General features: G+C 55.0%; 22 protein-coding genes. 3 read left to right on the forward strand and 19 right to left on the reverse strand.

All coding sequences use genetic code 11. The features are described from left to right. Positions 1-7 precede the first annotated feature (7 nt). The 11 genes from ACJJI3_RS09820 to trpB all read right to left on the reverse strand — a co-directional run bounded on the left by ACJJI3_RS09820 (position 8) and on the right by trpB (position 12,863). Positions 8-2,038: a transglutaminase TgpA family protein gene (locus tag ACJJI3_RS09820; protein ID WP_444942552.1), complete on the reverse strand. Its 2,031-nt coding sequence runs from the start codon at positions 2,036-2,038 to the stop codon at positions 8-10. Then, positions 2,038-2,970, reverse strand: coding sequence for a DUF58 domain-containing protein (locus tag ACJJI3_RS09825; protein ID WP_444942301.1), 933 nt, complete (start codon positions 2,968-2,970; stop codon positions 2,038-2,040). Before ACJJI3_RS09825 ends, ACJJI3_RS09820 begins: the two co-directional genes overlap by 1 nt. A gap of 82 nt (positions 2,971-3,052) precedes the next feature. Further along, positions 3,053-3,964 carry an AAA family ATPase gene (locus ACJJI3_RS09830; protein ID WP_444942302.1) on the reverse strand — a complete coding sequence of 304 codons (912 nt, stop codon included), beginning with the start codon at positions 3,962-3,964 and terminating at the stop codon, positions 3,053-3,055. Between the two features lie 148 nt (positions 3,965-4,112). Continuing rightward, entirely contained in the window at positions 4,113-5,294 is a 1,182-nt protein-coding gene (locus ACJJI3_RS09835; protein WP_444942303.1) for an O-succinylhomoserine sulfhydrylase, read from the reverse strand. Between the two features lie 183 nt (positions 5,295-5,477). Further along, positions 5,478-6,965 (reverse strand): amidophosphoribosyltransferase, encoded by a 1,488-nt coding sequence (gene purF / locus ACJJI3_RS09840; RefSeq protein ID WP_444916537.1) that lies wholly within the window; start codon positions 6,963-6,965, stop codon positions 5,478-5,480. A 45-nt stretch (positions 6,966-7,010) separates the two neighbouring features. Continuing rightward, positions 7,011-7,505 (reverse strand): CvpA family protein, encoded by a 495-nt coding sequence (locus ACJJI3_RS09845; protein ID WP_282931877.1) that lies wholly within the window; start codon positions 7,503-7,505, stop codon positions 7,011-7,013. A 241-nt stretch (positions 7,506-7,746) separates the two neighbouring features. Then, complete coding sequence (locus ACJJI3_RS09850) at positions 7,747-8,391, reverse strand: SPOR domain-containing protein (protein ID WP_444942304.1); 645 nt, start codon at positions 8,389-8,391, stop codon at positions 7,747-7,749. After that, a complete protein-coding gene (gene folC, locus ACJJI3_RS09855) occupies positions 8,372-9,646 on the reverse strand; it encodes a bifunctional tetrahydrofolate synthase/dihydrofolate synthase (protein WP_444942305.1) in 1,275 nt (424 codons plus the stop codon). Before folC ends, ACJJI3_RS09850 begins: the two co-directional genes overlap by 20 nt. Before the next feature lie 76 nt (positions 9,647-9,722). Next, positions 9,723-10,577 (reverse strand): acetyl-CoA carboxylase, carboxyltransferase subunit beta, encoded by an 855-nt coding sequence (accD, locus tag ACJJI3_RS09860; RefSeq protein WP_282931874.1) that lies wholly within the window; start codon positions 10,575-10,577, stop codon positions 9,723-9,725. 160 nt (positions 10,578-10,737) lie between these two features. Next, positions 10,738-11,547, reverse strand: a complete 810-nt coding sequence (gene trpA / locus ACJJI3_RS09865; protein ID WP_413664953.1) for a tryptophan synthase subunit alpha — start codon at positions 11,545-11,547, stop codon at positions 10,738-10,740. Between the two features lie 92 nt (positions 11,548-11,639). Then, positions 11,640-12,863, reverse strand: coding sequence for a tryptophan synthase subunit beta (gene trpB / locus ACJJI3_RS09870; RefSeq protein ID WP_108732438.1), 1,224 nt, complete (start codon positions 12,861-12,863; stop codon positions 11,640-11,642). A gap of 97 nt (positions 12,864-12,960) precedes the next feature. Between trpB and ACJJI3_RS09875 the strand changes: the two genes are divergently transcribed. Continuing rightward, the gene (locus ACJJI3_RS09875) at positions 12,961-13,158 is read left to right on the forward strand and encodes a hypothetical protein (protein ID WP_444916534.1); all 198 of its coding nucleotides are present in this window, start codon (positions 12,961-12,963) and stop codon (positions 13,156-13,158) included. Between the two features lie 11 nt (positions 13,159-13,169). On the opposite strand, the gene ACJJI3_RS09880 is transcribed toward ACJJI3_RS09875, so the two are convergent. From ACJJI3_RS09880 to leuC, 8 genes are all read right to left on the reverse strand, one after another. Next, positions 13,170-13,778 (reverse strand): phosphoribosylanthranilate isomerase, encoded by a 609-nt coding sequence (locus ACJJI3_RS09880; RefSeq protein ID WP_444916533.1) that lies wholly within the window; start codon positions 13,776-13,778, stop codon positions 13,170-13,172. Positions 13,779-13,903: 125 nt separating this feature from the next. Then, positions 13,904-14,797: a tRNA pseudouridine(38-40) synthase TruA gene (gene truA / locus ACJJI3_RS09885; RefSeq protein ID WP_444916532.1), complete on the reverse strand. Its 894-nt coding sequence runs from the start codon at positions 14,795-14,797 to the stop codon at positions 13,904-13,906. 131 nt (positions 14,798-14,928) lie between these two features. After that, positions 14,929-18,312 carry a motility hub landmark protein FimV gene (locus ACJJI3_RS09890; RefSeq protein WP_444942306.1) on the reverse strand — a complete coding sequence of 1,128 codons (3,384 nt, stop codon included), beginning with the start codon at positions 18,310-18,312 and terminating at the stop codon, positions 14,929-14,931. A gap of 197 nt (positions 18,313-18,509) precedes the next feature. Next, positions 18,510-19,505 (reverse strand): Asd/ArgC dimerization domain-containing protein, encoded by a 996-nt coding sequence (locus ACJJI3_RS09895; protein WP_444916531.1) that lies wholly within the window; start codon positions 19,503-19,505, stop codon positions 18,510-18,512. A gap of 189 nt (positions 19,506-19,694) precedes the next feature. Continuing rightward, positions 19,695-20,810, reverse strand: coding sequence for an aspartate-semialdehyde dehydrogenase (asd, locus tag ACJJI3_RS09900; RefSeq protein WP_444942307.1), 1,116 nt, complete (start codon positions 20,808-20,810; stop codon positions 19,695-19,697). A 69-nt stretch (positions 20,811-20,879) separates the two neighbouring features. After that, positions 20,880-21,938 (reverse strand): 3-isopropylmalate dehydrogenase, encoded by a 1,059-nt coding sequence (gene leuB, locus ACJJI3_RS09905; protein ID WP_369974284.1) that lies wholly within the window; start codon positions 21,936-21,938, stop codon positions 20,880-20,882. Between the two features lie 30 nt (positions 21,939-21,968). Beyond that, positions 21,969-22,616, reverse strand: a complete 648-nt coding sequence (leuD, locus tag ACJJI3_RS09910; RefSeq protein ID WP_108732431.1) for a 3-isopropylmalate dehydratase small subunit — start codon at positions 22,614-22,616, stop codon at positions 21,969-21,971. Continuing rightward, a complete protein-coding gene (leuC, locus tag ACJJI3_RS09915; protein ID WP_444942308.1) occupies positions 22,616-24,064 on the reverse strand; it encodes a 3-isopropylmalate dehydratase large subunit in 1,449 nt (482 codons plus the stop codon). The genes leuD and leuC overlap by 1 nt, the downstream gene beginning before the upstream one ends. Positions 24,065-24,261: 197 nt before the next feature. Here leuC and ACJJI3_RS09920 point away from each other — a divergent pair, with 197 nt between their 5' ends. Then, complete coding sequence (locus tag ACJJI3_RS09920; RefSeq protein WP_282931865.1) at positions 24,262-25,134, forward strand: LysR family transcriptional regulator; 873 nt, start codon at positions 24,262-24,264, stop codon at positions 25,132-25,134. 163 nt (positions 25,135-25,297) lie between these two features. Then, positions 25,298-26,035: a TIGR04219 family outer membrane beta-barrel protein gene (locus tag ACJJI3_RS09925; protein ID WP_444942309.1), complete on the forward strand. Its 738-nt coding sequence runs from the start codon at positions 25,298-25,300 to the stop codon at positions 26,033-26,035. The last annotated feature ends 2 nt before the right edge of the window (positions 26,036-26,037 follow it).

Genomic DNA, 26,037 nt, shown 5'->3' on the forward strand with positions numbered 1-26,037 from the left:
TCAATGATTAATAACCTGCCAACTCACGCTTGTGCGGCGTCAAATTTGTCGAGTGCCGCAACCAGAAATGCCAGCTTGATAGCTTCCGAAGTATTCTCAGCCCAGAGCCATCACCACCATAGGCGGCAGACTCAAAAGCCTCTGTCACTGCTGCGGCATAACCAGACATCTCCGGTTTTTCCTCGGCAATCCGGCGGGCATAGGATCCTGCAGTCTCACCGGAATGCCGCTGGACCCCATTGCGGGCCATGCGCCGGCAAAAGCGCTGGTAGAGCTTCTCCGCAGGCGCCAACTTGGGGCCTCCAGCGGAGCGGGCCGCCCATAAACTGATACCCAACAAAAGCACAAGAATCGGCGCCCCCAGTAATAGGGCGATACGCATTGGAGACAGATCACCAAATAGCCGCTGTAACAAATTCTGCTGTCGATCGGCATCGAAGCTCACTACGGTTTGATACCAACGGTAGTTGATCATATCCCACTGTAAGCGCAACTGGCTGAGAATACCGATACGGTGTAGAGGAAATAGGGAGTCCTGCATAAACTCCTCACCGGCTGCACTCTCCAGACCGTCGCGCACCCGCTCCGGAGCTACTGCCGCTGTGGGGTCTACACGTTGCCAGCCTTGGCCGTCGAGCCAAATTTCAGCCCAGGCATGGGCGTCGTACTCTCGCACCAATAAGTACTCTTCTCCACTGACCCACTCACCGCCCTGGTAACCAGCCACTACTCGCGCCGGTATCCCCGCTGCGCGCATGGCAAACACATAACTACCGGCAAAGTGCTCGCAGAAGCCCTGCTGGCTATCGAAAAGAAACTCATCAATAGTATCGCCGCCCAGTGCTGGAGGCTTCAGGGTATAAGTGAAAGCACTGTGGAAGTGCGACAGCAGCTGGGAGGAAACCGCCTCAGCACTGAGCCCCTGGTCCCGCAGGGAAGCCATCCACTGACGAGTACGGCTATTGCCGAAACTGGGAAGTTGCAAATTCCTGCGCCGCTCCGCATTGCTGAGAGTAGCACTGAGCGACAGGGTTTCTCTCGGCCAGGAACTGACTTGGTAAGAAAAGCGGTTGAAAACCGGGGTCCGTTTTACCAGGCGATCATCTGTTGTCTCTCCCACACCCGCGCTCTCTGAAGCCGGTTTTGCCATAGCGAATAGCCAGGGGCTGCGGCTCGCTTCCTGGATAACCTGGTAGCGATAACGAGGACCCACTTGCGGAAGCACCTGCTCACCACTTCGCCAATACACTCGCCCGCCATTTCGAGGGTCAACACCATAGCCCTGGCGCCAGGTACGCCCATCAAATTCCGAGTACACCAAGCCCCTCCAGTAGCGCTGCTCTGGCGGGGGGACAGGTCCATCAAAGGAGATACGCAAGGTCGGCTTGCTGGATTTGGAAAGCTCAGTAAAGTCTCCCGGGGCCATCGAATCACTGACACCGGTACGCCCAGCGGAGGTATTCTGCGGCACAGACCAAAGGGGCCCCAGCCGCGGCATCACCAAAAACAACAACACCATCAACGGCGTGGCCTGTGCCACCAACCGCAGGGATAACCCCAGAGCCCGGCGCGGGCGCGCACTAAAGTGTCCCAGCTGCGCCGCCAGGGCTGCAGTAATTACCAACACACTCAGTAAACCGTAAAGTGCATAGGGAATGGTCTGCTCTTGCACAAACAGAGTGGCGGCTACGAAGTAGGCCAGCAGCAGACTGACAAAGGCATCCCTGCGGCTGACCAGCTCGAGATTTTTCAGGGTGAATGACAGCGCCAAAAGTGCAATCATCGGCTCCAAAGCAAACAAGCGCCGATAGGACAGAGCCAGTCCCGCCACCGTCAACAGAATCACTGTCAGTTTAAGAGCCCGGCCGGGTAAATCCCTGCGCCCGCGAAAAACTTCCAGGCGCCAATAAACTGCAAAGGCCCAGGCAAAAGCCACCCACAGTGGCAGCATTGTGAATTGCGGCAACAGGGCGACAAACTGGGCAGCAAAAATCCACAGTAAACTTTCCCTGGGCAATAAATCCTTATTCGCAATCATCACTGGCCTCGCCCTGGGTACAGGGCCAATGCCTGCAAGACCTGCTGCTGATGCTCGGGACCGAGCGAAGGCTCTATTGAAATGCCAGGCAGGCACAAACCGTATGCAATGCCTTGCTTTTCCGCTTGTAGGGTCCAGTCACAGAGATTGCTCAGGCGCATCTCTATATCCCTACCATCGAGTAAACCCCAGTCGAGCCACAAGCGCGTGTCAGTTTTGCGCTCATAGTCCTTGCTGTAAAGATCGCGTCCGGCCGCGTATTGCTTCCAGGCTACATGGCGTAACGAGTCACCCGCTTGATAGGGTTTTAGCGCGGCAAAACCATCTCCCCCCCGCTTCACCTCACCAAACTCCCCCTCGGCAACAGTCTCTCCTAGCGGTAGAGGGCCCGCAGAAATTGGACGGGGGTAAACCAAAAATTCAACATCCAGGTCAATGCGGCTCCAGCAGCGAAATAACCCGAGAGGGAAACGACTTTCAACCCTCAACCGAGGTGCCTGCACTCGCCCACGTTTTACTACCGGCATAGAGATACAAATATCCGCACTTTTCTGCTCGCACAAATCCACGCGACTGCCCTGCTCCGGTGGCCAACTAAGCTCGAGCCATTCCCGCTCCCGCTTGCCCTCACAACTGACATTAATTTCCGCCTCGGCAAAATCACCAGCAAAAGCTGCTCGGGTATCCACGAGGCGCAAGTGCACGCCACTTAAATTGGCAAAGGTGTGTAGTGGTAGCACCGCCAAAATGCTGACCAACAAAAATGTCAGAGCGAAAACCAGATTGTTTTCATAATTGGTGCCCAGCAACCACAATAATGCCACCACTATTAGGAAACCTAAGCCTGCGCGCGTGGGCAGGATAAATAATCGGCTGTGGTTCAAGGTAATCGCTCGGGCCCGCGGTGCCCGGCGACTAAGCCAGCGCTGCATAAGGTTGCGCCAATATTCCACCAGTAGGTGTATCGGATTGCGGGAAGGGTTCCGACGTTGGGGGTGACTTACACTCATCGACTCAGGCCGCAATCACATCCACTTGGCGCATCAGACGCTCAACCAACTGCTCGCCGTTGCTGCCATCGCTCTGTAATCGATGTCCTGCCACCGCCGGCAACACAGCCTGGATATCCTCCGGCAAAACATGGCCGCGATTGTGAATCAACGCCCAGGCTTTGGCTGCGCGTAAAAGGGCCAAAGCGCCTCGGGGTGATAAACCCACTGCGCAATCCGGGCTCTGGCGGGTTTGCAAAACCAGTCGCTCAAGGTAATCCAACAGGCTGTCAGAAGTTTTCACCTGCGTAACCAGGTTTTGCATTTTTCCGAGTGTGGCGACATCAATTCTGGGTTTTAACTTCGCCAGCTGCTGCCTGGGATCGGCCCCCAAATACAAAGCTCGTTCCGCCTCCCGGGTGGGATAGCCGAGACTGATACGCATTAGAAAGCGATCCAATTGGGATTCCGGCAATGCAAAGGTGCCCGATTGTTGCATCGGGTTTTGCGTGGCAATCACAAAAAATGGCTGGGGCAGTGTGCGGGTCTCGCCATCGACACTCACTTGGCGCTCTTCCATGGCCTCTAACAGCGCACTCTGGGTTTTTGGCGATGAGCGATTAATCTCGTCCGCCAATAACACCTGACTAAATACAGGTCCCTCGTGAAAGTGAAATTGGCTGGACTCCCGATCAAAAATCGAAACACCAAGAATATCCGCCGGTAACATATCGCTGGTGAACTGTACCCGCTTATACGTTAACCCCAGCACCTGTGCGAGTGCATGGGCCAAGGTGGTCTTACCCATGCCCGGTAGGTCTTCAATTAACAAGTGGCCTTTTGATAACAAACAGGCCAGCGCCAACTTCACCTGGCGCTCTTTACCCAATAAAACGCTGCCGATATCAGACACTATGGCGGAAACTATTTTTTGCACGGCAAATCCATTACTGCTCAATTTTTCTCAAGGGGGCTATTTCTGCACACCGGCAGGGGCGCGACAAAATGCAAACGCTACCGGTAGCAGCGAACAGTATTTCACTGTCCGCTAATAATCATAGGTAGCTGGGCGCTTACGCCAGCGCTTATAACTGGGATAATCCACGCATCAGGTCGCGCTTGAGGTCCTCAACATTTTCCAGCCCTACCGAAACACGAATTAAATTTTCGGTAATTCCGGCGCGAGCCTTATCTTCATTACTAAGGCGGCCGTGGGTTGTCGTGGCAGGGTGCACGATAGTGGTTTTCGCATCCCCCAGATTGGCGGTGCAGGAGAGGATTTTACAATTGTCGATCACTTTCCAGGCAGCTTCGCGACCACCGCGCACAGTAAAACTCAGCACTGCGCCAAAAGCGTCTTGCTGTTCCCGCGCTAGGCGGTGTTGGGGGTGTTTAGGCAAGCCGGTGTAATTTACCTTCTCAACCATCTCCTGCTCATCGAGCCACCAAGCCAAGTCGAGTGCATTGGTGCAATGCGCCTGCATACGCAACTTTAAAGTTTCCAGGCCTTTGAGGAATACCCAGGCATTAAACGGGCTCATGCTCGGTCCGGCAGTGCGCAGGAAAACCACCAACTCATCCATTACTTCCTTGCGACCAACGGCAACACCGCCCAGGGCCCGGCCCTGGCCGTCGAGGAATTTGGTTGCGGAGTGCACCACAATATCGGCGCCCATGGATAGAGGTCGCTGCAGTGCCGGGGTACAAAAACAGTTGTCGACCACCAGCATGGCACCAGCGCTGTGGGCGACCTGTGCCAACGCGTGGATATCGGCCACTTCACACAGCGGGTTGGAAGGCGTCTCCATAAACAGCAGCTTGGTGGAACCATCTACGGCCTGCTTCCAGGCATCCATATCGGTCAAATCGACATAGCTCACCCGCACGCCGAACTTTTCCATATAGCGGCCAAATAAAGCCGTGGTGGTGCCGAAAACACTGCGGGAACAGATAACGTGGTCGCCACTTTTCAGTAGCGCCATACAGATACTGAGAATGGCAGCCATTCCGCTGGCAGTAGCTACCGCAGCTTCACCGCCTTCGAGAGCAGCGATGCGCTCTTCAAAAGTGCGCACTGTGGGATTGGTATAGCGGGAATAGACGTTACCGGAGCTTTCGCCAGTAAAACGCGCGGCAGCTTCCGCAGCGGAGGGGAAAACATAACTGGAGGTAAGGTAGAGTGCCTCGGAGTGCTCTCCTTCTGGTGAGCGAACCTGGCCGGCGCGCACCGCCAGGGTTTCCAGAGCGTAGCCGTCGTCTTCAAACATATACCACTTCCCGGTCAGTATTTTTGGAAGCGGTCATCTTAACCGAAACAATCTGAGCTGGCGCCCTCTTCTGCCGCGAGAAAAGGACGCTTACGCTTTTTTACTATCGGCAGGCCACAAAACTGATTTTTTACCGCCAGCCAATCAGAACAGGAATATTTAGAGATTCCGTTCAGCGGTTAACTACAGAGCGCTGACATCGGCCTTTTTACGCTTGGCCGTATCATTGCGCTGAGCGTGCAGATCGTTCAGGTATTCCTCGTCCACATCACCGGTGATGTAATTGCCGTCGAATACAGAGCAATCAAAGCGATCAATTTTTTGCTTACCGCCGCTGGAGCTAACTACCAGATCTTCCAGCTCCTGGTAGATCAACCAGTCTGCGCCAATCTCCTCACAGATTTCCTCGGTGGTGCGACCGTGAGCCACAAGCTCAGTGGCGGAGGGCATATCGATACCGTAGACATTCGGGTATTTTACCGCTGGTGCAGCACTGGCGAAGTACACTTTGGCAGCACCGGCATCGCGGGCCATCTGGATAATCTGCTTACAGGTAGTACCGCGCACAATGGAGTCATCTACCAGCAACACATTCTTGCCACGGAATTCCAGCTCGATGGCGTTGAGCTTCTGGCGAACCGACTTCTTGCGCTGCTTTTGACCGGGCATGATAAAGGTCCGACCGATATAGCGGTTCTTCACCATACCCTCACGGAATTTCACCCCCAAGCGGTGGGCTACCGTCTGACCTGCCGTGCGGGCAGAATCCGGGATCGGGATAACCACGTCGATATCGTGATCCGGGCGCATACTGAGAATTTTGTCCGCCAGATGCTCACCCTGACGCAAACGCGCCTTGTGTACCGATACGCCATCCATAATGGAGTCAGGACGGGCAAAGTACACATGCTCAAAAATACAGGGAGTCAAAGACGGGTTATCTGAACACTGCTCGGAGTGCACAGTGCCATCCAGCTCGATATAGAGCGCTTCGCCAGGAGCGACATCGCGCACCAAGGTGTAACCCAGTACGTCCAGAGCCACGGACTCGGAAGCCACCATATATTCGGTGCCCTTCTCGGTTTCACGCTTGCCGTAAACCAGTGGGCGAATTCCGTTGGGATCGCGGAAAGCAACAATACCGTAACCGACAATCAGGGCAACGCAAGCGTAGGCGCCGCGCACGCGCTTGTGTACAGAGCGCATCGCACTGAAGATATCTTCGGCTTTCGGCTGCAGCTTGTGCAACTTGTGCAGCTCGTGGGCGAACACGTTCAGCAAAACTTCCGAATCAGAATCTGTATTGATATGGCGCAGGTCCTGCTGGAAGATCTCATCGACCACCTCGTGCACATTGGTGAGGTTGCCGTTGTGAGCCATGGCTATGCCGTAGGGAGAGTTCACGTAGAACGGCTGAGCCAGCGCCGGGCCGGAGCTACCGGCAGTGGGGTAGCGGACGTGACCAATACCAAAATTGCCTTTCAGACGCTCCATGTGGCGCGCGCGGAATACGTCGCGAACCAGACCATTGGCTTTCTGCTGGTTCAGGCGATCATCGTCACAGGTAACGATACCGGCGGCATCCTGTCCCCTGTGCTGTAGCAGAGTGAGCCCATCATAGAGCTGCAGATTGACGTCACTCTTACCGACGATACCGACGATACCACACATATATTTGACCCTATTGACTCGAGAAGAGCGCTTTTGGCGCTCTATTTAAAACAACTTTACGAAGAATTCCTTAACGGAGCCCGCCAGCTCCCGCGCACTATCCTCAAATTCGAGGAAATGGGGAATCAAAACAGACTGACTCCACCAGCTGTCCTGTTCCACCGGCACCAATGCCGGGGCCAGGATCAACAGCGCCATCACGACAATGGCTCCCCGCACCAAGCCAAACGCCATTCCCAGCACTCTATCTGTACCGGATAGCCCAGTTGCCTCAACAAAGGCAGAAAGCACCATGTTGAGACCGGCGCCAGCGAGTAAGGTGCCGATAAACAGGATGCCAAAAGCTGCAATCATTTGGAGAGAAGGGGTGTCGACGAGGTTGGATAGCATTGGCGCCAGCTGGTCGCGAAACATCATGGCGACGATAAAAGCGGCAATCCAGGTAAGCAGAGACAAGGTTTCCTTGATGAAACCTCGACTAAGGCCGATAAGCGTGGAGATACCCACAATAGCCAGAATGATCCAGTCAGCCCAATTCATTCAATCCTACCTGCGTGGCGGCTGCTGCCGCGAAGAGCGCGCATTCTAACTGAAGGGACTAAGCGCGTGAAGCCGTAGGCCAACCGATTGGAATTTATTACTTGTAGTACCGCTTTCCCTGGACGTTTGGCACAGTGGCAATCGGTTAATTGCGAATAAAAGTGCAAAGTGGAAGTCTGCCAGCAAGTTGCCACCATCCGCCTCGGGCTGAAATGGTGGCAACCTGAAGTCAAAGGCCCGATCAGGCCTTGAACTGAAGCACGAGAGTCTGGGCTTTCAGAAGGGTATCCAGTTCTTTTTTCAGCTGATGGGCATCGGCCTTGTTGACCTTTGGCCCAACAAAGACCCGCACCAGGCGACCCTTGTCTGTATCCACTGCCCGAGTATAGGCACTGTAGCCCTCGTTCATCAGGCGCAAACGCAGCTTGTCCGCATTGGACTCATCCCGGTAGGAAGCCACTTGAACCACCCAGGCCACAGGCAGGCCATAGGCATCCACAAGGGGCGAGGCCCCCTTTTTCGGCGCGGCCAGTTTTTCCTCCGGTTCATCACTCTTAGCGACCTCTGACCGCTCCTCTCCCTCATCAGCTACTGGAGCCTTCGGGTTGGAGAAGTTCTCTGGCAAGTCCGGCTGGAAAGCCTCACCCGGCGCCGGTGCAGGCACAGCATCTGCCACCGGTTGCGGCTCGGCAATTTCAATAGGGCGTATATCCGGCTCCGCCGGAATCTGGCTGGTTTCACTGATATTGCCTGCGGCCTCCCGGTCCAACAGGCTGGGCAAGAAAATAACGGCAAGCGCAGCCAAAACCAACGCACCGACAATGCGCTGCTTAAATCCGTCGTTCAATCGCCCTCGGCGGGAGGGTTTACCCTCGCAATTCTCCATTACCTTCGTCTCGCATCTGCTGCAGAACCTCAGCCACAGTAAAGAAGGAACCAAATACAAGCAACCTGTCTTGTGGACCAATGGTCGGCAGCAGCTGTTGTAAACCATCGGCGACAGTTGGACAGCGACTATTGGCGTTCGTTGCCTCAACACCTGCTGCGGCCAGACCTTCCAGCAAGGTCTCTCCGCTCGCAGCGCGGCTATTGCCCGGTAACTCTGCGGGGTGCCAGGCATCCACCACATCACGCAAAGGCGCGAAGAGTCCCACCAAATCCTTATCGGCCATAGCCGCTACCAGCGCATGGGTCTCACCATCTACAGGGTGATCTGCAAGCCATTTAGCCAAGTGTTCCGCCGCTGCCGGATTGTGCCCCACATCCAACAGCAAGTTGCGCCCCTGCCATTGAACCTGCTGACAGCGCCCAGGCAGGGCAATTTCAGCCAGTGCAGATTCGATCCCACTCTGGGGCAATACATTGAGCAGAGCCAGCGCGGTAATCCCAGCAGCGATACTTGGGCGCGGCAAGCTGATCGGGGGGATCACAAGTTCCAACTTACCAAAGCGGTAAAGTTCTTTTTTACCCTCTCCCAAATTAAGAGAGAAATCCTGACCTATAAAGTAACTGGAACTGGATAATTTTTCTGCCGCAGACAGCACAGATTGGGTGGAATTGCTATCAGCACAGACAAAAGGCGCCCCGGCACGCAGGATACCGGCTTTTTCACGGCCGATTATTTCCCGGTCACTGCCAAGCCAGTCCTCGTGATCAATGGCAACACTGGTGATAATGGCGAGATCCGCATCCACCAGGTTGACTGCATCCAGGCGTCCACCCAGGCCAACTTCCAGAAGTGCAAACTCGACGCCTGCCCTTTGAAATAACCAGAGCGCCGCCAGGGTGGTGTATTCAAAATAGGTCAGGCTGGTCTCACCGCGAGCAACCTCGATAGCCTCAAACGCCAGCACGAGATCTTTATCGGCAACCTCTTCACCCCCGATACGCACCCTCTCGTTAAAGCGCAGAAGGTGTGGGGAACTGTAAGCGCCTACGGAGCGCCCTCCCTTACACAGCAGCGCCTCCATAGTCGCCACGCAGGAACCCTTACCATTGGTGCCCGCCACAGTAATTACTGTCGGTGCCGGTTTCTGGATACCCAGTGCATCGGCCACAGACGCGACGCGCTCAAGACCTAATTCAATTTCGGAAGGGTGTAGCTGCTCCAGGCGGGAGAGCCAATCTTGCAGTGAAGGCATAGTTGAAAACATCGATGATGGGGCTGCAATCAGCGGAAATTAAGCTGATCACAGCATTACCCCAAGGGAATGGAAATCAGTTGCCGGTCAGTTTACCCAATATGCGGGACACTGTAGAGCGCATTTCCTTGCGAGGAATAATCATATCAATTGCGCCGTGCTCCAGCAGGAACTCACTGCGCTGGAAACCTTTCGGCAATTTCTGGCGAATGGTCTGCTCGATAATATTCGGGCCGGCAAAACCAGCGCGCGCTCCGGGCTCCGCCGCATTGATATCACCCAGCAGGGCCAGGGATGCGGAAACACCACCGTATACCGGGTCAGTCATAATGGAGATATATGGCACACCGGCCATCTTCATTTTTTCCAGCACCGCCGAGGTTTTGGCCATCTGCATCAGGGAGATCAGGGCCTCCTGCATCCGGGCACCCCCGGTAGCAGAGAAACAAACCAGCGGGATACGCTGCTCCAAGGCACGCTGAGCGGCACGGGTAAAGCGCTCGCCGACCACATAGCCCATGGAGCCACCGTGGAAAGCGAACTCAAATGCTACCGCTACCAGGGGGGCACCATTCAGGCTGCCCTGCATGGCGATCAGGGCATCCTTCTCACCAGTCGATTTTTGTGCCTGTACCAATCGGTCTTTATATTTTTTGACGTCTTTAAACTTCAGGCGATCAACCGGCTGCACATCGGTGGCCAGCTCTTCACGACCTTCCTCATCGAGGAAGATATCCAGGCGGCGACGGGCGCCGATTCTAAAGTGGTGATCGCACTTGGGGCACACATCCAGATTGCGTTCCAGCTCCGGGCGATAAAGCATCGCATCGCATTTGACGCACTTCTTCCAAACCCCCTCGGGGACCTTGCTGCTGCCGGTGCGACGCTCTGTGCGAATTACCGCAGGGACAATTTTTTCTAACCAGCTCATCTCGTTTCCAAATCCGGAGGCTTTCTTTGGGCCGGCACATTTTACCGACCAGTGGGTTTCAGGCTAGGAATTAAAACACTAAGCTGAACAACAAACCCGGCCAGATCAGCCGCTATTTTTGGCTTTCTGGCCAGCTTTGTGCTTAGACCTATAGCTGCTTTTAGCGATCCAGGGCTTCGCGCATCTCGCTGACAATAGCTCCAACCGCCGTTTTAGCGGCTTCCAGGTCTGCCGCCGCATCTACTGCCGACACCAGCACGCTACCGACTACAGCACCGTCGCCATGGGCACTGACCTGGCGGGCCGAGGTACCATCTTTAATACCGAAGCCAACACACAAGGGCAGATCGGTAAACTGGCGAATATGGTCCAGATTGTCACGCACTGAATCCAAATCCAGGTGGCCTGCTCCGGTAACCCCTTTCAGGGATACATAGTAAACAAAGCCACTGGCAACATCGGTAATTTCACGAATACGCTCTTCAGTGGTGGTAGGCGTCAGCAGGAAGATATTGCGCAGGTTGCGCTCCGCCAAAAAGGCATTCAGGGAACCGGACTCTTCAGCTGGCAGATCTACGGTCAGGGCACCATCGACACCCGCAGTGGACGCCGCTTCAGCAAACTCCAATTCACCCATACGCTGAATAGGGTTGGCATAGCCCATCAGGATTACCGGGGTGTCACTATCCGACTGACGAAATTCTTTCACCAATGCCAAACATTTGCGCAGCGAAGCCCCATTGGCCAGTGCGCGCTCATGCCCTTTCTGAATTACCGGGCCCTCTGCCATGGGGTCGGAAAACGGCACCCCCAGTTCAATAACATCGGCCCCGCTGGCCACCAACTGATGCATCAACGGCACAGTATTTTCCAAGCCGCCATCGCCAGCGACAATATAAGTTACCAGTGCCTTGCGGCCCTCATCGCGCAACTTGGCAAAGCGGCGATCAATTCTATTTTGTTCTGTCACAGTTTATTCCCTGAGCTACTCCTGGCAAAAAGCCAGCTCAATTATTTGATCTTCACCCATTTTGCCCGCCTCAGAGGCGGGCGGTGATATTGCTACACCTCGATACCGTCGATAGCGGCAACGGTGAAAATATCCTTATCGCCTCGGCCGGAGAGATTTACCAGGACATTCTGCTCAGGGCTCATGGAAGCCGCCAACTTGAGCGCGTACGCGACTGCATGGCTGGATTCCAATGCCGGCAAAATGCCCTCAGTGCGAGTGAGTCGACGGAAGGCATCCAGGGCTTCATCATCATCGGCGGTGACATATTCCACCCGGCCGATATCTTTCAGCCAAGAGTGCTCAGGGCCAACACCCGGGTAGTCGAGCCCCGCAGAAACCGAGTGAGTCTCGATAATCTGGCCGTCGTCATCTTCCATCAGGTAGGTGCGGTTACCGTGCAGAACACCGGGAATACCATCATTCAGTGGTGCAGCATGCTTACCGGAAGCCAGGCCTTCACCGCCGGCTTCGACACCAAACATTTTCACTTCAGCGTCATTCAGGAACGGGTGGAACAGGCCGATCGCATTGGAACCACCACCGACGCAGGCCACCAGCGCATCGGGCAACTGGCCAAAGCGCTCCAAACTCTGGCGACGGGCTTCACGGCCGATAATAGAGTTGAAGTCGCGCACCAATTGCGGATAAGGGTGAGGACCAGCCACAGTGCCTATAATGTAGAAAGTATTATCGACATTGGTTACCCAATCGCGCATGGCTTCATTCATGGCGTCCTTTAGGGTCTTGGAACCGGATTCCACCGGCACCACTTCTGCCCCCAGCAGCTTCATACGGTATACGTTGGGGGACTGGCGCTTAACGTCTTCCGCACCCATATAAACCGTACACTGCAAACCGAGACGCGCCGCCACGGTTGCCGTAGCCACACCGTGTTGACCAGCGCCGGTTTCGGCAATAACACGGGTCTTACCGCTGTGTTTGGCCAGAAGTGCCTGGCCCACCGTGTTATTTACCTTGTGCGCACCGGTATGGTTCAGGTCTTCCCTCTTAAGCCAGATTCGCGCACCGCCCGCCTGCTCAGTCAGTCGCTCAGCAAGATACAGCGGCGATGGCCTGCCTACGTAGTGCGCCAGATCGTGATCAAAGGCAGCGACAAAATCCGGATCATCTTTCAGGCGGCTATACATTGCCTGAAGCTCATCCAATGCGCTGATCAGCGTCTCCGATACAAAGCGACCGCCGTAGGGACCAAAATGTCCGCTCGCATCCGGGAAGGTGGAAAAATCGATAGCACCTGGCTTACTCACACTCATACTCCGTGGGTCACGTGGGGTTAAAACTTTCTTTTTACCTACTGTTTGAATAGTTCTTCCTGAACTATTCAAACGTCGCCAGAAAATACTGGCGCAGATGCGTCGATCTGCTGGTATTTACTGGCTCGCGCCGGCCAAGCCGGCAAGCGGCACTTCCCTGTGTCGCCTCAATACTATTAGCCGTAGTTCTTCCCGAACTATTCAAACGTCGCCAGAAAATACTGGCGCAGATGCGTCGATCTACTGGTATTTACTGGCTCGCGCCGGCCAAGCCGGCGGGCGGCACTTCCGGTAACGCCTCTAAATCTATCTCTTCGCCGCGCTGACAAACGCAAAAACTTTTTCTCGATCCTTGCGTCCCGGCTGACGCTCTACACCTCCGCTCACATCCACCCCTTGTGGGCGCGCAGCTTCTACTGCTGCAGTTACATTCGCGGGATTCAAGCCACCGGCAAGAACGATCGGGCGACTGCTATCCTGGGGAACCCTGTCCCAATCAAAGGTCTCTCCGGTGCCACCGGGGATACCGGGCCTGTAAGCATCCAATAGAAAACCCCGGGCTTTGGGGTGCTCAGTCATTGCGGCTTTGACATCGAGGTCATCTTTCATCCGCAACGCTTTGATATAGGGGCGCCGGAATTGTTCGCAGAAACGGGCTCTTTCATCGCCGTGGAATTGCAACAGGTTGAGCGGCACCGATTCCAGTACAGCGTCCACCTCACTCTGTGCCGCATCGACAAATAACCCCGTCAGGGTGACAAATGGGGGAACTGCTGCTGCAACTTTAGCTGCCATATCAAGATCGATATAGCGCGGGCTCGGCTTATAAAATACCAGGCCCAACGCGTCGGCACCCGCATCTACAGCCATCAGAGCATCTTCTATACAAGTGATGCCGCATATTTTTACTTGCATCGTGTAACCTGGACTCAGCCGGCTGGCCGATCAAAAGAGGGAACGACGGATACTAGCAGATAGTCAGAAGGCGCGAAATGCACGCCCTCTCCCAGATTTGCTTTAGCCTCGAAAAATTCAGCAGTCTAACTGGAAAGCAAAGCACCCAAAGGCTGTGGCACCAGCAGTGGCCCAGGCTCACATTGGGGAAGCTGGAAATGATCCGGATAGCGCACATCAACGAGATACAAGCCAAACGGCGGTGCAGTCACGCCTCCGGCGGAGCGGTCCCGCTGATCCAGCACCTCTTTTACCCAAATTGGTGGACGCTCACCTCGCCCCACAGCCATCAAAACCCCGGTGATATTACGCACCATATGGTGAAGGAATGCGTTAGCACTAATTTCCAAGGCAACCAGCTGACCCACTGGAGCAATATCCAGGCGGGTAATTTCACGCACCGGGCTCTTGGCCTGGCACTGAGAAGCACGGTAGCTGGTGAAGTCGTGGCGGCCGATCAAGTAGCTGGCTCCCTCACGCATCGCTTCCAAGTCCAGTGAGTGCTGGGTCCAGGTTACCTCAGCGGCGCTGTGGGCTGAGCGGGTCGGCGCACTGTGAATCAAATAGCGATAACTGCGTGCGTGAGCGGAAAAACGTGCATGGAACTGCGCCGGCATTTCCCGCGCCCAGCGCACCCGCACAGAATCCGGCAACTTGGTATTAACTCCCTGCACCCAGGCGCGGTCCGGGCGCTGCGCTCGGGTATCAAAGTGAATGACCTGGTTGGTAGCATGAACGCCCGCATCGGTACGCCCGGCACAAACCAGGGTCACATCCTCCGCTGCAATAGTGGATAAAGCCTGCTCCAGATGAGCCTGGACAGTCTCCGATGCAGACTTCTGCTTCTGGAAACCGTGCAGTTTGGCTCCGCAATATTCAACGCCCAGGGCTATACGGCGCAGCCCTTCGGGCAGCCCCTCACCTTCAGGGACCTCCCCATTTGGCTTGTAAATATATTCCCTCTGCGTCACCTGACTCATATCACCAAAACCACTTGCTCTCCCCGCTGCGACTGCGCCGGGTAAAAATCACTGCCGGAAACTTCCCGGTAAAAATAAAAAAACCTCGCAACCAGTGCGAGGTTTTTTCAAAAACGGAATACGCTGCTAGCTTACACCATCCGCTCCAGCATTTCCTCGGCGCGGTCTTTGTGTTCACCGCCACCATCCTGGGCGACCTCTTTGAGGATATCCTTAGCGCCCTCTTCGTCACCCATATCCATATAAGCTTGAGCCAACTCCAACTTGGTCGCCATCTCATCGCCGCCTTCCAGCAAACTCAGCTCTGAATTGAGGTCGCTTTCCAGGTTGAAGTCGAGGTCACCAAAGTCAGAATCTGACGGCTTTTCGACAATCGCCTCAACCTGCTCTATCGCTTCAGGCTTAGCTTCAACCAGGGGTTCTGGCTCAAGAGTCAAATCACCCTCAGTGGATTCATCGATGAGAGCCAGCTCATCCTCCAGGGAGAACTCCTCTTCGATTGCATCCGCATTGAAGTCCAGGTCGCTAGCCCCGGCCAGCTCCATACCTGCCGCATCGAGAGTATCCAGGTCAGCATCGAGGGATAAATCTGCTGCCGGCTCACTGCTGGCCGCGGCTACCTCTGCCGAGGGCTGCTCAGTTGCGTTGAGATCCGCAGCAATATCATCCAGATCGATACCGTCGAGATCCAGATCGGAATCCAAGTCGCCGCCGATCATCTCCAGATCACCCTCAGAGAAGTCATCCATAGATAACTCTTCTGCAGGCTCTTGGGCAGAGGAGACTCCTTCTGTCAGGGAGATCTCCTCGCTCAAACCGCTGTCAACGGAATCCAGCTCCAGAGCATCATCCAATTCAAAGGCCGTATCCAGCTCAACCGAAGTCTCTTCTTCTTTCTGGGGCTGAATCTCTTCCTCCATCATGGAAAGATCCAGCTCAAAATCCAGGCCCGGAACGGAACCACCGCTTGTAGTTGCCTTTTCTTCCAGCTGGGCCTCAACTGAGGCCTCAGAGTTTTCTTCTGCCGCCGGCTCCAAGTCGAGGGAATCCAGATCCAACTCAGAGGTATCGAATTCTATTGGAGCATCGACACTCTCTTCTGTGTTATCAGAAAGCTCAAGCCCCAAATCGTCTTCAATCAAAGCGGGCTCTTGATTACTTGAGCCCAGATCACCCAGGTCCAACTCACCCAAATCAAGTTCATCAAGATTTAAGTCGTTTTCAATTTCTGGTTCCGATACTTCAGCAGTAACTCCCTGGCTGTCTCCATCAAGGGCACTGTCCAGGTCCAAATCATCCAGATTGAACTCAGTATCCAGCGACTCGCTTTGATCTGCGCTCGCCTGCAACGGCTCTTCAAAGCTGCTATCCAACTCCAGGTCCAGGGACAGCTCTTGCTCAGAATCAGAGCTTTCCTCACCCAATGACAGATCCATGGTCAGGTCATCGAGAAGAGAGGTATCGGGCTCCAGCGCGTCACCGCTACCAACCAGCCCCGGCTCGGCGCTGGTGAAGTCATCGTCCAGGGCCGCGCCGATATCGTCGAGCTGCGCCGCTTCGAAGGACTCATTGGAAAGACCCATAGCTGGGGCTTCAAAATCCGGCGCACCAGCAATGGATTCACGCAGGCGAGCAGCGCGATCGGCAGCAGGACCGTCGCTGATGCTAAGCAGCTGGCGGTAGTGATCGTCAAACTTTTCAACGTCCTGGTTGTGGGCGTAAACCTCCATCAACATCAGGCGCGCGTCGACTACCTGCGGGTCCTTTTCCAGGCCCAGCAGCAGCTTGCTTTCCGCTTCCTCATACTGTCCCAGGGACAGGTGAATCTCCGCTTCAGAAATTGGGTCATCAGTGCCTACATCGCCGAGATCGCCCAGATCGAAGGTATCGTCTGCCTCCATGCTCTCAACTGCAGCGAGAGTTTCATCGGGTTCGGCGATATCCTCAGGAATATCCAGCGGCTCTTGTTCCATAGCCATCTGCTGTTCAAGTTCCTGCTGCGCCTCTTGTTCAGCCTTGCGGCGACGCCAGGTGAACAATCCAAATATAGCGGCCAGCAGACCCGCACCACCCAGGCCAATCAACATTCCGTTATCGGCCAGCTGCTCCATAAAGGTTGGCTTGGGCTTGGTTTGAACTTCAACTACACGATTACGCGTCTCTGCTGGAGCCGGTTCGGCTTCAACAGTTTCTTCTTCCGTATCAGCAGCAACATCAAACTCTTCGCTGTCTTCAACAGTCAGGCTGTCATCTAAAGACTCTACTTCAACGCCATCCGCCTCAGTGGGGTCGAGCAACACGTCTGACTGCTCCGCGGCGGCCTGCACCGCAGCCAGTTCCTCATTGGAAACATCAATCAGCGTATCCATGGTATCGATCTGCTCGTCGAGCTCGGCGATACGTTCACGCAATTCAGTGTTTTCGAGCTTGGATTTATCCAGCTCTTCCTCGGCTACGGTGAGATCGCCCTCCAGCGCTTCACTGTCATCAGTGCCGGTTCCAGAACCGGAGGTAACGGACTCATTGTCCCCCGGAGCGGCCAGGCTAACGCGCCCTTCAACCGTTTCGCTGACAAAGGACTCCTCCTCAACCGCACGAGCATCCAGCGGTGCGCCGGTAGCCACTTCCACATCGGAGCGCTGACGCCAGGAGTCATTCTGCTGGGCCACCTCAGAAATCGCCTCCGTCATAGTCAGAGTGCGCAAATCTTCAGTGTTGGGCAGGCGCAGTACGGCGCCTTTCTTCAACAGGTTGATATTGTCATTAATAAAGGCTTCCGGGTTCAGCCTTTGAATCGCCAGCATGGTCTGCTGAACAGAGAACTCGCGACTGGCACGATTTTGCAGCGCGATTTCCCACAATGTATCGGAGGAACTTACCGGGCCATATACCTGGCTGTCGCTTTCACTGGTGTCTGTAGCCGTATAGCGTGGCTGCGGACGAGCGGGCTCGCGAGTTTCTGGTGCAGCTCTTTCAGTTGGGGCTGGCTCGGCCGGTGCCTGACGAGCAGCCGGGGCCGGTGTTGTGCGAGGCTGGGGCTGCTGAACTGGGGCTGTGCGACGCACTTGCTGCCGCTCGCGCTCAGCTGCGCGCACGGGTTGCTGCGCAGCCGTTGGGGAAAACGCCGGCAGGTCCATCAACAGCGTATATTCGCGCAGTAGACGGCCACTGGGCCAGCGAGTCTCAACCAGGAAATTCAAAAAAGGTTCGCGAATGGCTTCGCGACTGGAAATACGGATAACCGGCTTGCCACCGGAGTAGTCCACTTCAAAACTTAAAGAAGTAAGGAGGTAAGAGCGCTCGACACCAGCGCGTTCGAATTCTTCAGGACCTGCGAGGCGAACCCTAATTTCGGTATCTTCCAAACCGCGAGTCTGCAGCAGTCCGATTTCCGCATCGAGAGGCTGGTTAAGGGTCGAGTTGAGCTTGATCTCACCTAGTCCAAGCGCCAGAGCCGCGTTGCTTCCCAGTGCACCGACTAGACCAACTGCAAGTGCCAACTTACGCACACGCATATCCGATTCCCTTTATTGTTAGAACCTTCCCAGGGTTTCCGAAAAGCGCGCCTTCAGAATATCCCCATTACTGAACGGTAATCGTTCAACTAATTAGCCGCCGTTTAGGCAGCCGCCAACTATGGCGAATTTTTCGCCAGTCTCAGCCAGGCCAAAGTTAAGATTACACCTTCACTATGGCCGCTAAGTATTAAATATCAGTAGTTTTTTAGCAACAAGTGGGCAATTTGTGCACAGTTTATTGCTACATCTTTACGCAGGTTGTCAGACACCGCACAAAGATTTAACTGTCGCTTGTTGAGTAGACTTTGGCGCAAACGGCCGATGATTGTCACGTCACTACCCACCGCACTTTCTGCCGAGGGTTGCTCCGCCATTTTGAGGCCAGCGCCATTTGCCAGCAGCGCACTCACTTTTTCCAGATCGACATCTTCAGTTAAAGCGACACCCAAATTAGCTAGCTGACCGTGGAAAACAGAGACCGTATTGATGCTGGCATCGACTGCTACCGCATCTCCGAATAAACGGCGCAGGTCGTGAACTAAAGTCAGCTCACTGAGGGTGTGGCCACTGGCAAGCAGAGCCTCGCAGGCACTGAGCTGGTTAAATGCCAATCGGTGGCCAATTTCAGGATCAATTTCTGCGTCCTGGCCACTAAACATCCGCGCGGTTTGTGCCGCCATAGCATCAATTGCGGCCTTGCCCAGAGCAGACACCGGCTGATTGAGCTGTACCTCTACCGCTTGCAGTTTATCTTTCAGGGGCGCCAGGGCTTCCGCCACCATGGAGGCGCCGGCACTTGGCAGGGCAACAACGCGGCGCTCGACAGAAGCGAGTTCACCGCTGTTAAACATTGGATGTACCAGGGCAACACTTTCATCGCCACGGGTATTGTTGGCCACGTCTACAATCCAGGCGCCATTTTGTTCTGCTGCAGCCATGGCGGCTTCAACGGCTTCGCCGGCGCTCAGCAGAATTACGACCTGCTTATCGTTAAATGTAAATTTCTCCAGGGACTCCACCGGAATATTGCGATTGGCAAATACCTGGGGGTCTACTTCCCGTTCGTCAGTCTCCAGCAAACTCAGCTGCTCGGCGGAAATTACTTCACGCTCTTCGAGTACTTCCAGCAGGGGACCAAAGGCAGCGTTATCAACACCGACAATGACCAGTTCGCGGGTGGCTTCGGACATGGCAAATCACTTCATTGAATTGGAAAGGGAAAATGAGGGGCGATTATACCCGTGGGGAAAATTCGAAAAAGGCGCTATGACAAACAGTAGCCGTTTTTTACGCGAAGAAGTTCACAGCTTGGCAAAAAGTCCTCCACTAAAGTGGCCTATTTCCACTCTTAGTAGAGGACTTACTCAGGTCCGTACCAGTTACAGTTTGCCGAGTAAAATCAGCAGGATTCTACGCAGGGGCTCTGCGGCGCCCCATAGCAGCTGATCCCCTACAGTAAAGGCGTTTAAGTACTCTGGACCAACGCTCAATTTACGCAGTCGACCGACAGGAATATCCAACTTTCCGGTAACTGCTGTTGGCGTCAGATTCTGCACCGTAGCCTCACGCTCGTTGGGCACTACATTCACCCAGTCGTTGGCACCATTTAACAATTGTTCAATGTCGGCAAGTGGCAAATCTTTTTTCAATTTTATGGTGAAAGCCTGGCTGTGACAGCGCATGGCACCGATACGTACGCAAGTGCCGTCCACAGGAATCGGGGTTTCGGTCTGTAAAATCTTGTTTGCTTCAACTTGCGCCTTCCACTCTTCGCGGCTCTGGCCACTCTCCAATTGAGTATCGATCCAGGGCAGCAAACTGCCCGCCAGTGGCGCGCCAAATTCTGCAGTGGGGAATTCTGCTGAGCGCATATCTGCTGCTACTTTGCGATCAATCTCCAGAATGGCGCTGGCGGGGTCGGCCAGCTCTGTTGCCACACCATCGCGCAGCGCACCCATCTGCGAAATCAATTCGCGCATATTGCGCGCACCGGCACCGCTGGCCGCCTGGTAAGTCATGGCGGTAACCCACTCGACCATGCCCGCCTTAAACAGCCCACCCAGAGCCATCAACATCAGGCTCACGGTGCAGTTGCCACCGATAAAGTTTTTCTGCCCGGCATCAATCGCGCGATTAATCACATCGCGATTAACCGGGTCCAGCACAATCACAGCATCATCCTGCATTCGCAGGCTGGAAGCCGCATCAATCCAGTAACCCTGCCAACCGGCCTCGCGCAAGCGGGTAAAAACTTCCTTGGTGTAATCACCACCCTGACAGCTGACAATCGCATCCAGCTGGCTCAGTGCATCAATATCGTAAGCATCGCCCAGTGGCGGCAGGGGCCTGCCGATGTCCGGCGCCGTGCCTCCGGCGTTGGAAGTTGAGAAAAAAACCGGTTCGGCGATATGGGCAAAGTCATCCTCTGCTCGCATGCGCTCCAGTAATACCGAGCCGACCATGCCGCGCCAGCCGATAAAACCTATTTTTTGCATTGCGGTGTCCTGTATGTGAGGTGGTCAAAGTGCGCCGCCGGGAAAGCGGCGCGATAGTGGAATCGAAACTTAAAGTGCGGCTACAACGGCAGCGCCCATCTCTGCGGTAGAGACTTTCTGGCAGCCGTCGGTATAAATATCGGCAGTGCGCAAACCCTGCTCCAACACCTTGCTCACTGCTGCTTCAATCGCATCTGCCGCCTCGTTCATATCGAGGGAATAACGCAACATCATGGCAGCAGACAAAATAGTCGCCAGCGGGTTGGCGATACCCTGGCCTGCAATATCCGGAGCGGAGCCATGGCACGGCTCGTAAAGACCAAAACCGCTTTCGTTCAAGGAGGCGGAGGGCAACATACCAATGGAACCGGTAAGCATGGCGGCAGCATCGGAGAGGATATCGCCAAACATATTGCCAGTTACCATCACATCAAACTGCTTGGGCGCCCGCACCAATTGCATCGCCGCGTTGTCCACGTACATATGGGACAGCTCTACATCGGGATATTCCGGAGCCAGGCGATCCAACACCTCGCGCCAGAGCACTGTCACTTCCAGTACATTGGCTTTGTCTACAGAACAGAGTTTGCCATTGCGCTTTTGTGCCGCCTCAAAGGCAGAGCGGGCAATGCGTTCGATTTCTGATTCGCTGTACACGTAGGTGTTAAAGCCTTGGCGCTCACCATTTTCCAGTGTCTTGATACCGCGCGGCTCACCAAAGTAAATGCCGCCGGTCAATTCACGCACAATCAGAATATCCAAGCCGGCGACCACTTCAGGCTTTAGCGAAGAGGCATCGGCCAGTTGCGGGTAGAGAATTGCCGGGCGCAGATTCGCGTAGAGGCCCAGGCCGCTGCGAATTTTTAACAGGCCTTTTTCCGGGCGAATTTCCCGCTCCAGGGTATCCCACTGGGGGCCACCTACCGCACCGAGCAGCACCGCATCGCAGTCACCCGCCGCCTTCAGAGTTTCGTCGGTCAGAGGCTCACCGTGGGCATCGATAGACGAGCCACCAATCAGGCCCTGCTCAAAACTGAGCCCCAGATTGAATTTTCCCGATGCAACTTCCAGCACCGCCATGGCTTGTTCAACAATTTCCGGACCAATGCCGTCACCCGGCAGAATCATTACTTTTTTCGTCACAGGAATTTCCTTTAATTACTGAACCGCATCAAAAAGCCAGGGGGCTTTCTCTCGGCGCGCCTGCTCATAAGCGCGAATATCGTCGGCGTGCTCCAGGGTCAGACCGATATGATCGAGACCATTTAGCAAACAGTGCTTGTAGAAAGCATCCACTTCAAATGGAATCAGCTCGCCACAGGGCTTGCGCACATGCTGCTGTTCCAGGTCGATGGTGAGCGCATAGCCCTCCTGCCCGTGTGTTTCCTCAAACAACTGATGCACGACATCTTCCGCCAGGACAATCGGCAAAAGACCATTTTTAAAACAGTTATTGAAAAAGATATCGGCAAAGCTGGGCGCGATAATTGCGCGGAAGCCGTGATCTTCCAATGCCCAGGGCGCATGCTCACGGCTGGAACCGCAGCCAAAATTCTCCCGTGCAATCAGCACTGAACCACCCTGGTAACGGGGGAAATTAAGGGGAAAGTCCGGATTGAGCGGACGGCCGGAACAGTCCTGCCCGGGAACCCCCTCATCCAGGTAGCGCAACTCATCAAACAGGTTCGGGCCAAAGCCAGAGCGCTTAATGGATTTCAAGAACTGCTTGGGGATGATCAGGTCGGTATCCACATTGGCCCGATCCATCGGTACCACGAGACCCTCGTGCTGGGTAAACGCTTTCATCAGGCCATCTCCTCTTCCAGCTGTACCGGTGCCATCTCTCGCACATCGACAAAGTGGCCGGCAATTGCAGCCGCTGCCGCCATACTGGGACTCACCAGATGCGTGCGGCCACCGTAACCCTGGCGCCCTTCAAAGTTGCGGTTGGAGGTGGAAGCACAGTGCTCTCCCGCCCCCAGCTTGTCCGCATTCATCGCCAGACACATGGAACAGGACGGTTCGCGCCACTCAAAACCGGCTTCAACAAAAATCTCGTGCAACCCCTCACGCTCAGCCTGGGCTTTTACGGCCTGGGAGCCCGGAACAATCAGCACCTGCTTGACGCTATCCGCCTTGTAACGACCCTTGGCAACTTCTGCCGCTGCGCGAAGATCTTCAATTCGGGAGTTGGTGCAGGAGCCGATAAATACGCGATCCAGTTTGATATCGCTGATATTCTGCCCGGCGTTCAACCCCATATATTCCAGCGCTCGCTCCATGCCCGTACGCTTGGTGGCATCGCTCTCGTCACTGGGAGTAGGCACCTGGGCGCTGATCGGCGCCACCATCTCAGGGGAAGTGCCCCAGCTGACCTGCGGCTCAATATCCTCACCGATCAATACCACGACTTCGTCGAATACCGCATCGTCATCGGAGTGCAAATGGCTCCAGGCCTCAACTGCGCGATCCCACATTTCGTCTTTCGGCGCGTAGGGCTTGCCTTTCACGTAATCGAGAGTGATCTGGTCTACCGCCACCATCCCCGCGCGAGCACCGCCTTCAATGGCCATATTGCACACGGTCATACGGCCTTCCATGGACATGTTGCGCATCACTTCGCCGCCAAATTCAATCGCAAAACCGGTACCGCCAGCAGTGCCAATTTTACCAATGATCGCCAGCACCACATCTTTTGCAGTGACACCTGGGCGCAGCTGGCCGTCGACGCGAACCAGCATATTCTTCATTTTCTTCTGGGTAAGGCACTGAGTAGCCATCACGTGCTCCACCTCAGAAGTGCCAATACCGTGGGCCAAGGCGCCGAGTGCCCCGTGGGTGGAGGTATGTGAGTCGCCACAAACCACCGTCATACCCGGCAGTGTCGCACCTGTCTCAGGCCCGATCACATGCACAATACCCTGCCCCGGCTCATTGATACCGAACTGGACTACATCAAAGTCACGGCAGTTCTCATCCAGGGTCTGCACCTGGATTCGGGAGATATCATCGCGAATACCACTGACGCCAGCGGCGCGCTCGGCCGCCTCGGAAGGCACATTGTGGTCGGGAGTGGCGACTAGCGAATCCTTGCGCCAAGGTTTGCGACCGGCCAGACGCAGGCCCTCAAACGCCTGGGGGGAGGTCACCTCGTGAATCAGGTGGCGGTCGATATAGATAAGTGAGGAGCCATCATCACAGTTCTTGATCAGGTGGTCCTGCCAGAGTTTGTCGTAGAGTGTTTGCCCTGCCACAGCCATTCCTCTCAGTAGTTAAGAGCCTGAGTCTACCCAGCCCCGCCAAATAACACCAATTTATATTTATTATCCAAAGTATTCCTAAATGGAATTCGAAAGCCAAACTGGGGTAATATCCATCTTCTGGCGTCTCTGCCATTTATCCAGCGGCTCAATCTGAGCCTTTATCGACAAACCGCTTCAGGGGAAACAGCTTGGAACTACAGTGGCTGCGGGCATTTCTGGCAATCGCGGAACAGGGTTCGGTATCTGAAGGCGCCGAGCTGCTGCACCTGACCCAGCCCGCGATGAGTAAGCGCCTGGCCGCCCTGGAACAGCAACTGGGCTCCCCGCTGTTCGATCGTATTGGACGGCGATTGCAGCTCACCGATGCCGGCCGCGCCCTGCTGCCCCGCGCCCGCCATATACTTAATGAAATCAGCGACACCGAGCGGGAATTGCGCGCTTTGAGCAACTCGGTCAGCGGCAGCTTGCGTATCGCCACCAGCCACCACGTGGGTCTGCATCACCTACCCCCGGTGCTGAAAGAGTTCAGCTTTCGCTATCCACAAGTTGCCTTGGACATCGATTTTGTCGACTCAGAACAAGCTTACGAAGCCCTGATGGCCGCCAAATATGAATTGGCCGTGGTCACCCTGGCACTTAAGGAGTATCCGCACCTGAATGCCGAAGTGATTTGGCCCGACCCCTGTGTTGTGGTGGCGGCCCCGGATCACCCCCTGGCAAAGCTACCGGAACTGGAACTCACCGACCTCGCCAACTATCCCGCCATACTGCCGGATATGAATACCTATACCGGGCGCCTGATCAAAAGAGAGTTTGATGCCCAGGGGTTAAAACTCACCGCGAAGCTGGCAACCAACTATCTGGAAACCATTAAGATGATGGCCTGTGTCGGTCTCGGCTGGAGTGTTCTGCCCCACACATTGGTGGACAGCAGCCTGGCAGTGCTGCCAGTCAAAAAGCTGCAAGTACTGCGAAACCTTGGCGTGATCAGTCACCGAGGCCGAACATTGAGTAATCCCGCCAGCGCGCTACAACAGATGTTGTTCGAAGCAGCTATTTAAGAGAGGCAGGAAAAAAGCGACCAATTTACTAACAGGCAATACCCAAACGCACCATTTTTACCAGTGCAAAAGGTTAAAGATTTGTAAAAATGTGCAACTTAGCCACGGCACGGGAAAAATTTATCTGTAAACTCCGCGACAAATTCATCACGGAGTGAAGTCAATGAAGAAATCCGCACTTGCCTTGAGTACCCTCCTCGCCTGCGGCACCGCAAGCGCAGATACTATCCTCGGCCTTGATGCTACTGCCGGCGCATGGCTGCCAGGCTATAGCGGTAATATCGGTACCGACGAATACAAGCTGGATAACCTGTCCCTCTCGGAAGATAACATTACCTTCCTGCAGGTTGCCCTGGAACACCCCATTCCCCTGGTGCCCAATGTGCTTCTGGCCCACAGTAATATCGATACCGACGGTGACGATACCCTGGCCACCTCCGTTACTTTTGATGATGAAACCTTCACTGCCAATTCAGAAATCCGCACAGATCTGAACCTCACCCATACCGACGCCACCCTTTACTACGAAATTTTGGACAACTGGGTAAACTTGGATGTCGGTTTAACTGCGCGTATGTATGACGGTGAATTTACCGCAGTGAGCGATACCCAGGCAGAGACTGTCGACCTCACGGGCTACCTGCCAATGGCCTATGGCATGGCGCGCTTTGACCTTCCATTTACCGGCTGGTCTGTAATTGCCCAAGGCAATGCAACGGCCTACCGTGGCGATACCCATACCGACCTGACAGCTAAACTGCGCTGGGATTTTGTACCGGCTGTCGACTTTGCTATCGAAGCAGGTTACCGCGTAATGACTCTCGACCTGGAAGAGCTCGACGACTTGCAGAGCGATATTGAAATCAAAGGACCATACATCGGTTTCAACCTGCACCTGTAAGC

Source organism: Microbulbifer maximicatervae (SeqCode), assembly GCF_052466985.1.

What these genes read in the sequence shown, in the direction of transcription:
- ACJJI3_RS09820 (WP_444942552.1), bottom strand. Translation starts at nt 2,038, where the DNA reads ATGATTGCGAATAAGGATTTATTGCCCAGGGAAAGTTTACTGTGGATT.
- ACJJI3_RS09825 (WP_444942301.1), bottom strand. Translation starts at nt 2,970, where the DNA reads ATGCAGCGCTGGCTTAGTCGCCGGGCACCGCGGGCCCGAGCGATTACC.
- ACJJI3_RS09835 (WP_444942303.1), bottom strand. Translation starts at nt 5,294, where the DNA reads ATGTTTGAAGACGACGGCTACGCTCTGGAAACCCTGGCGGTGCGCGCC.
- purF (WP_444916537.1), bottom strand. Translation starts at nt 6,965, where the DNA reads ATGTGTGGTATCGTCGGTATCGTCGGTAAGAGTGACGTCAATCTGCAG.
- ACJJI3_RS09845 (WP_282931877.1), bottom strand. Translation starts at nt 7,505, where the DNA reads ATGAATTGGGCTGACTGGATCATTCTGGCTATTGTGGGTATCTCCACG.
- ACJJI3_RS09850 (WP_444942304.1), bottom strand. Translation starts at nt 8,391, where the DNA reads ATGGAGAATTGCGAGGGTAAACCCTCCCGCCGAGGGCGATTGAACGAC.
- folC (WP_444942305.1), bottom strand. Translation starts at nt 9,646, where the DNA reads ATGCCTTCACTGCAAGATTGGCTCTCCCGCCTGGAGCAGCTACACCCT.
- accD (WP_282931874.1), bottom strand. Translation starts at nt 10,577, where the DNA reads ATGAGCTGGTTAGAAAAAATTGTCCCTGCGGTAATTCGCACAGAGCGT.
- trpB (WP_108732438.1), bottom strand. Translation starts at nt 12,863, where the DNA reads ATGAGTGTGAGTAAGCCAGGTGCTATCGATTTTTCCACCTTCCCGGAT.
- ACJJI3_RS09875 (WP_444916534.1), top strand. Translation starts at nt 12,961, where the DNA reads ATGCGTCGATCTGCTGGTATTTACTGGCTCGCGCCGGCCAAGCCGGCA.
- ACJJI3_RS09880 (WP_444916533.1), bottom strand. Translation starts at nt 13,778, where the DNA reads ATGCAAGTAAAAATATGCGGCATCACTTGTATAGAAGATGCTCTGATG.
- truA (WP_444916532.1), bottom strand. Translation starts at nt 14,797, where the DNA reads ATGAGTCAGGTGACGCAGAGGGAATATATTTACAAGCCAAATGGGGAG.
- ACJJI3_RS09890 (WP_444942306.1), bottom strand. Translation starts at nt 18,312, where the DNA reads ATGCGTGTGCGTAAGTTGGCACTTGCAGTTGGTCTAGTCGGTGCACTG.
- ACJJI3_RS09895 (WP_444916531.1), bottom strand. Translation starts at nt 19,505, where the DNA reads ATGTCCGAAGCCACCCGCGAACTGGTCATTGTCGGTGTTGATAACGCT.
- asd (WP_444942307.1), bottom strand. Translation starts at nt 20,810, where the DNA reads ATGCAAAAAATAGGTTTTATCGGCTGGCGCGGCATGGTCGGCTCGGTA.
- leuB (WP_369974284.1), bottom strand. Translation starts at nt 21,938, where the DNA reads ATGATTCTGCCGGGTGACGGCATTGGTCCGGAAATTGTTGAACAAGCC.
- leuD (WP_108732431.1), bottom strand. Translation starts at nt 22,616, where the DNA reads ATGAAAGCGTTTACCCAGCACGAGGGTCTCGTGGTACCGATGGATCGG.
- ACJJI3_RS09925 (WP_444942309.1), top strand. Translation starts at nt 25,298, where the DNA reads ATGAAGAAATCCGCACTTGCCTTGAGTACCCTCCTCGCCTGCGGCACC.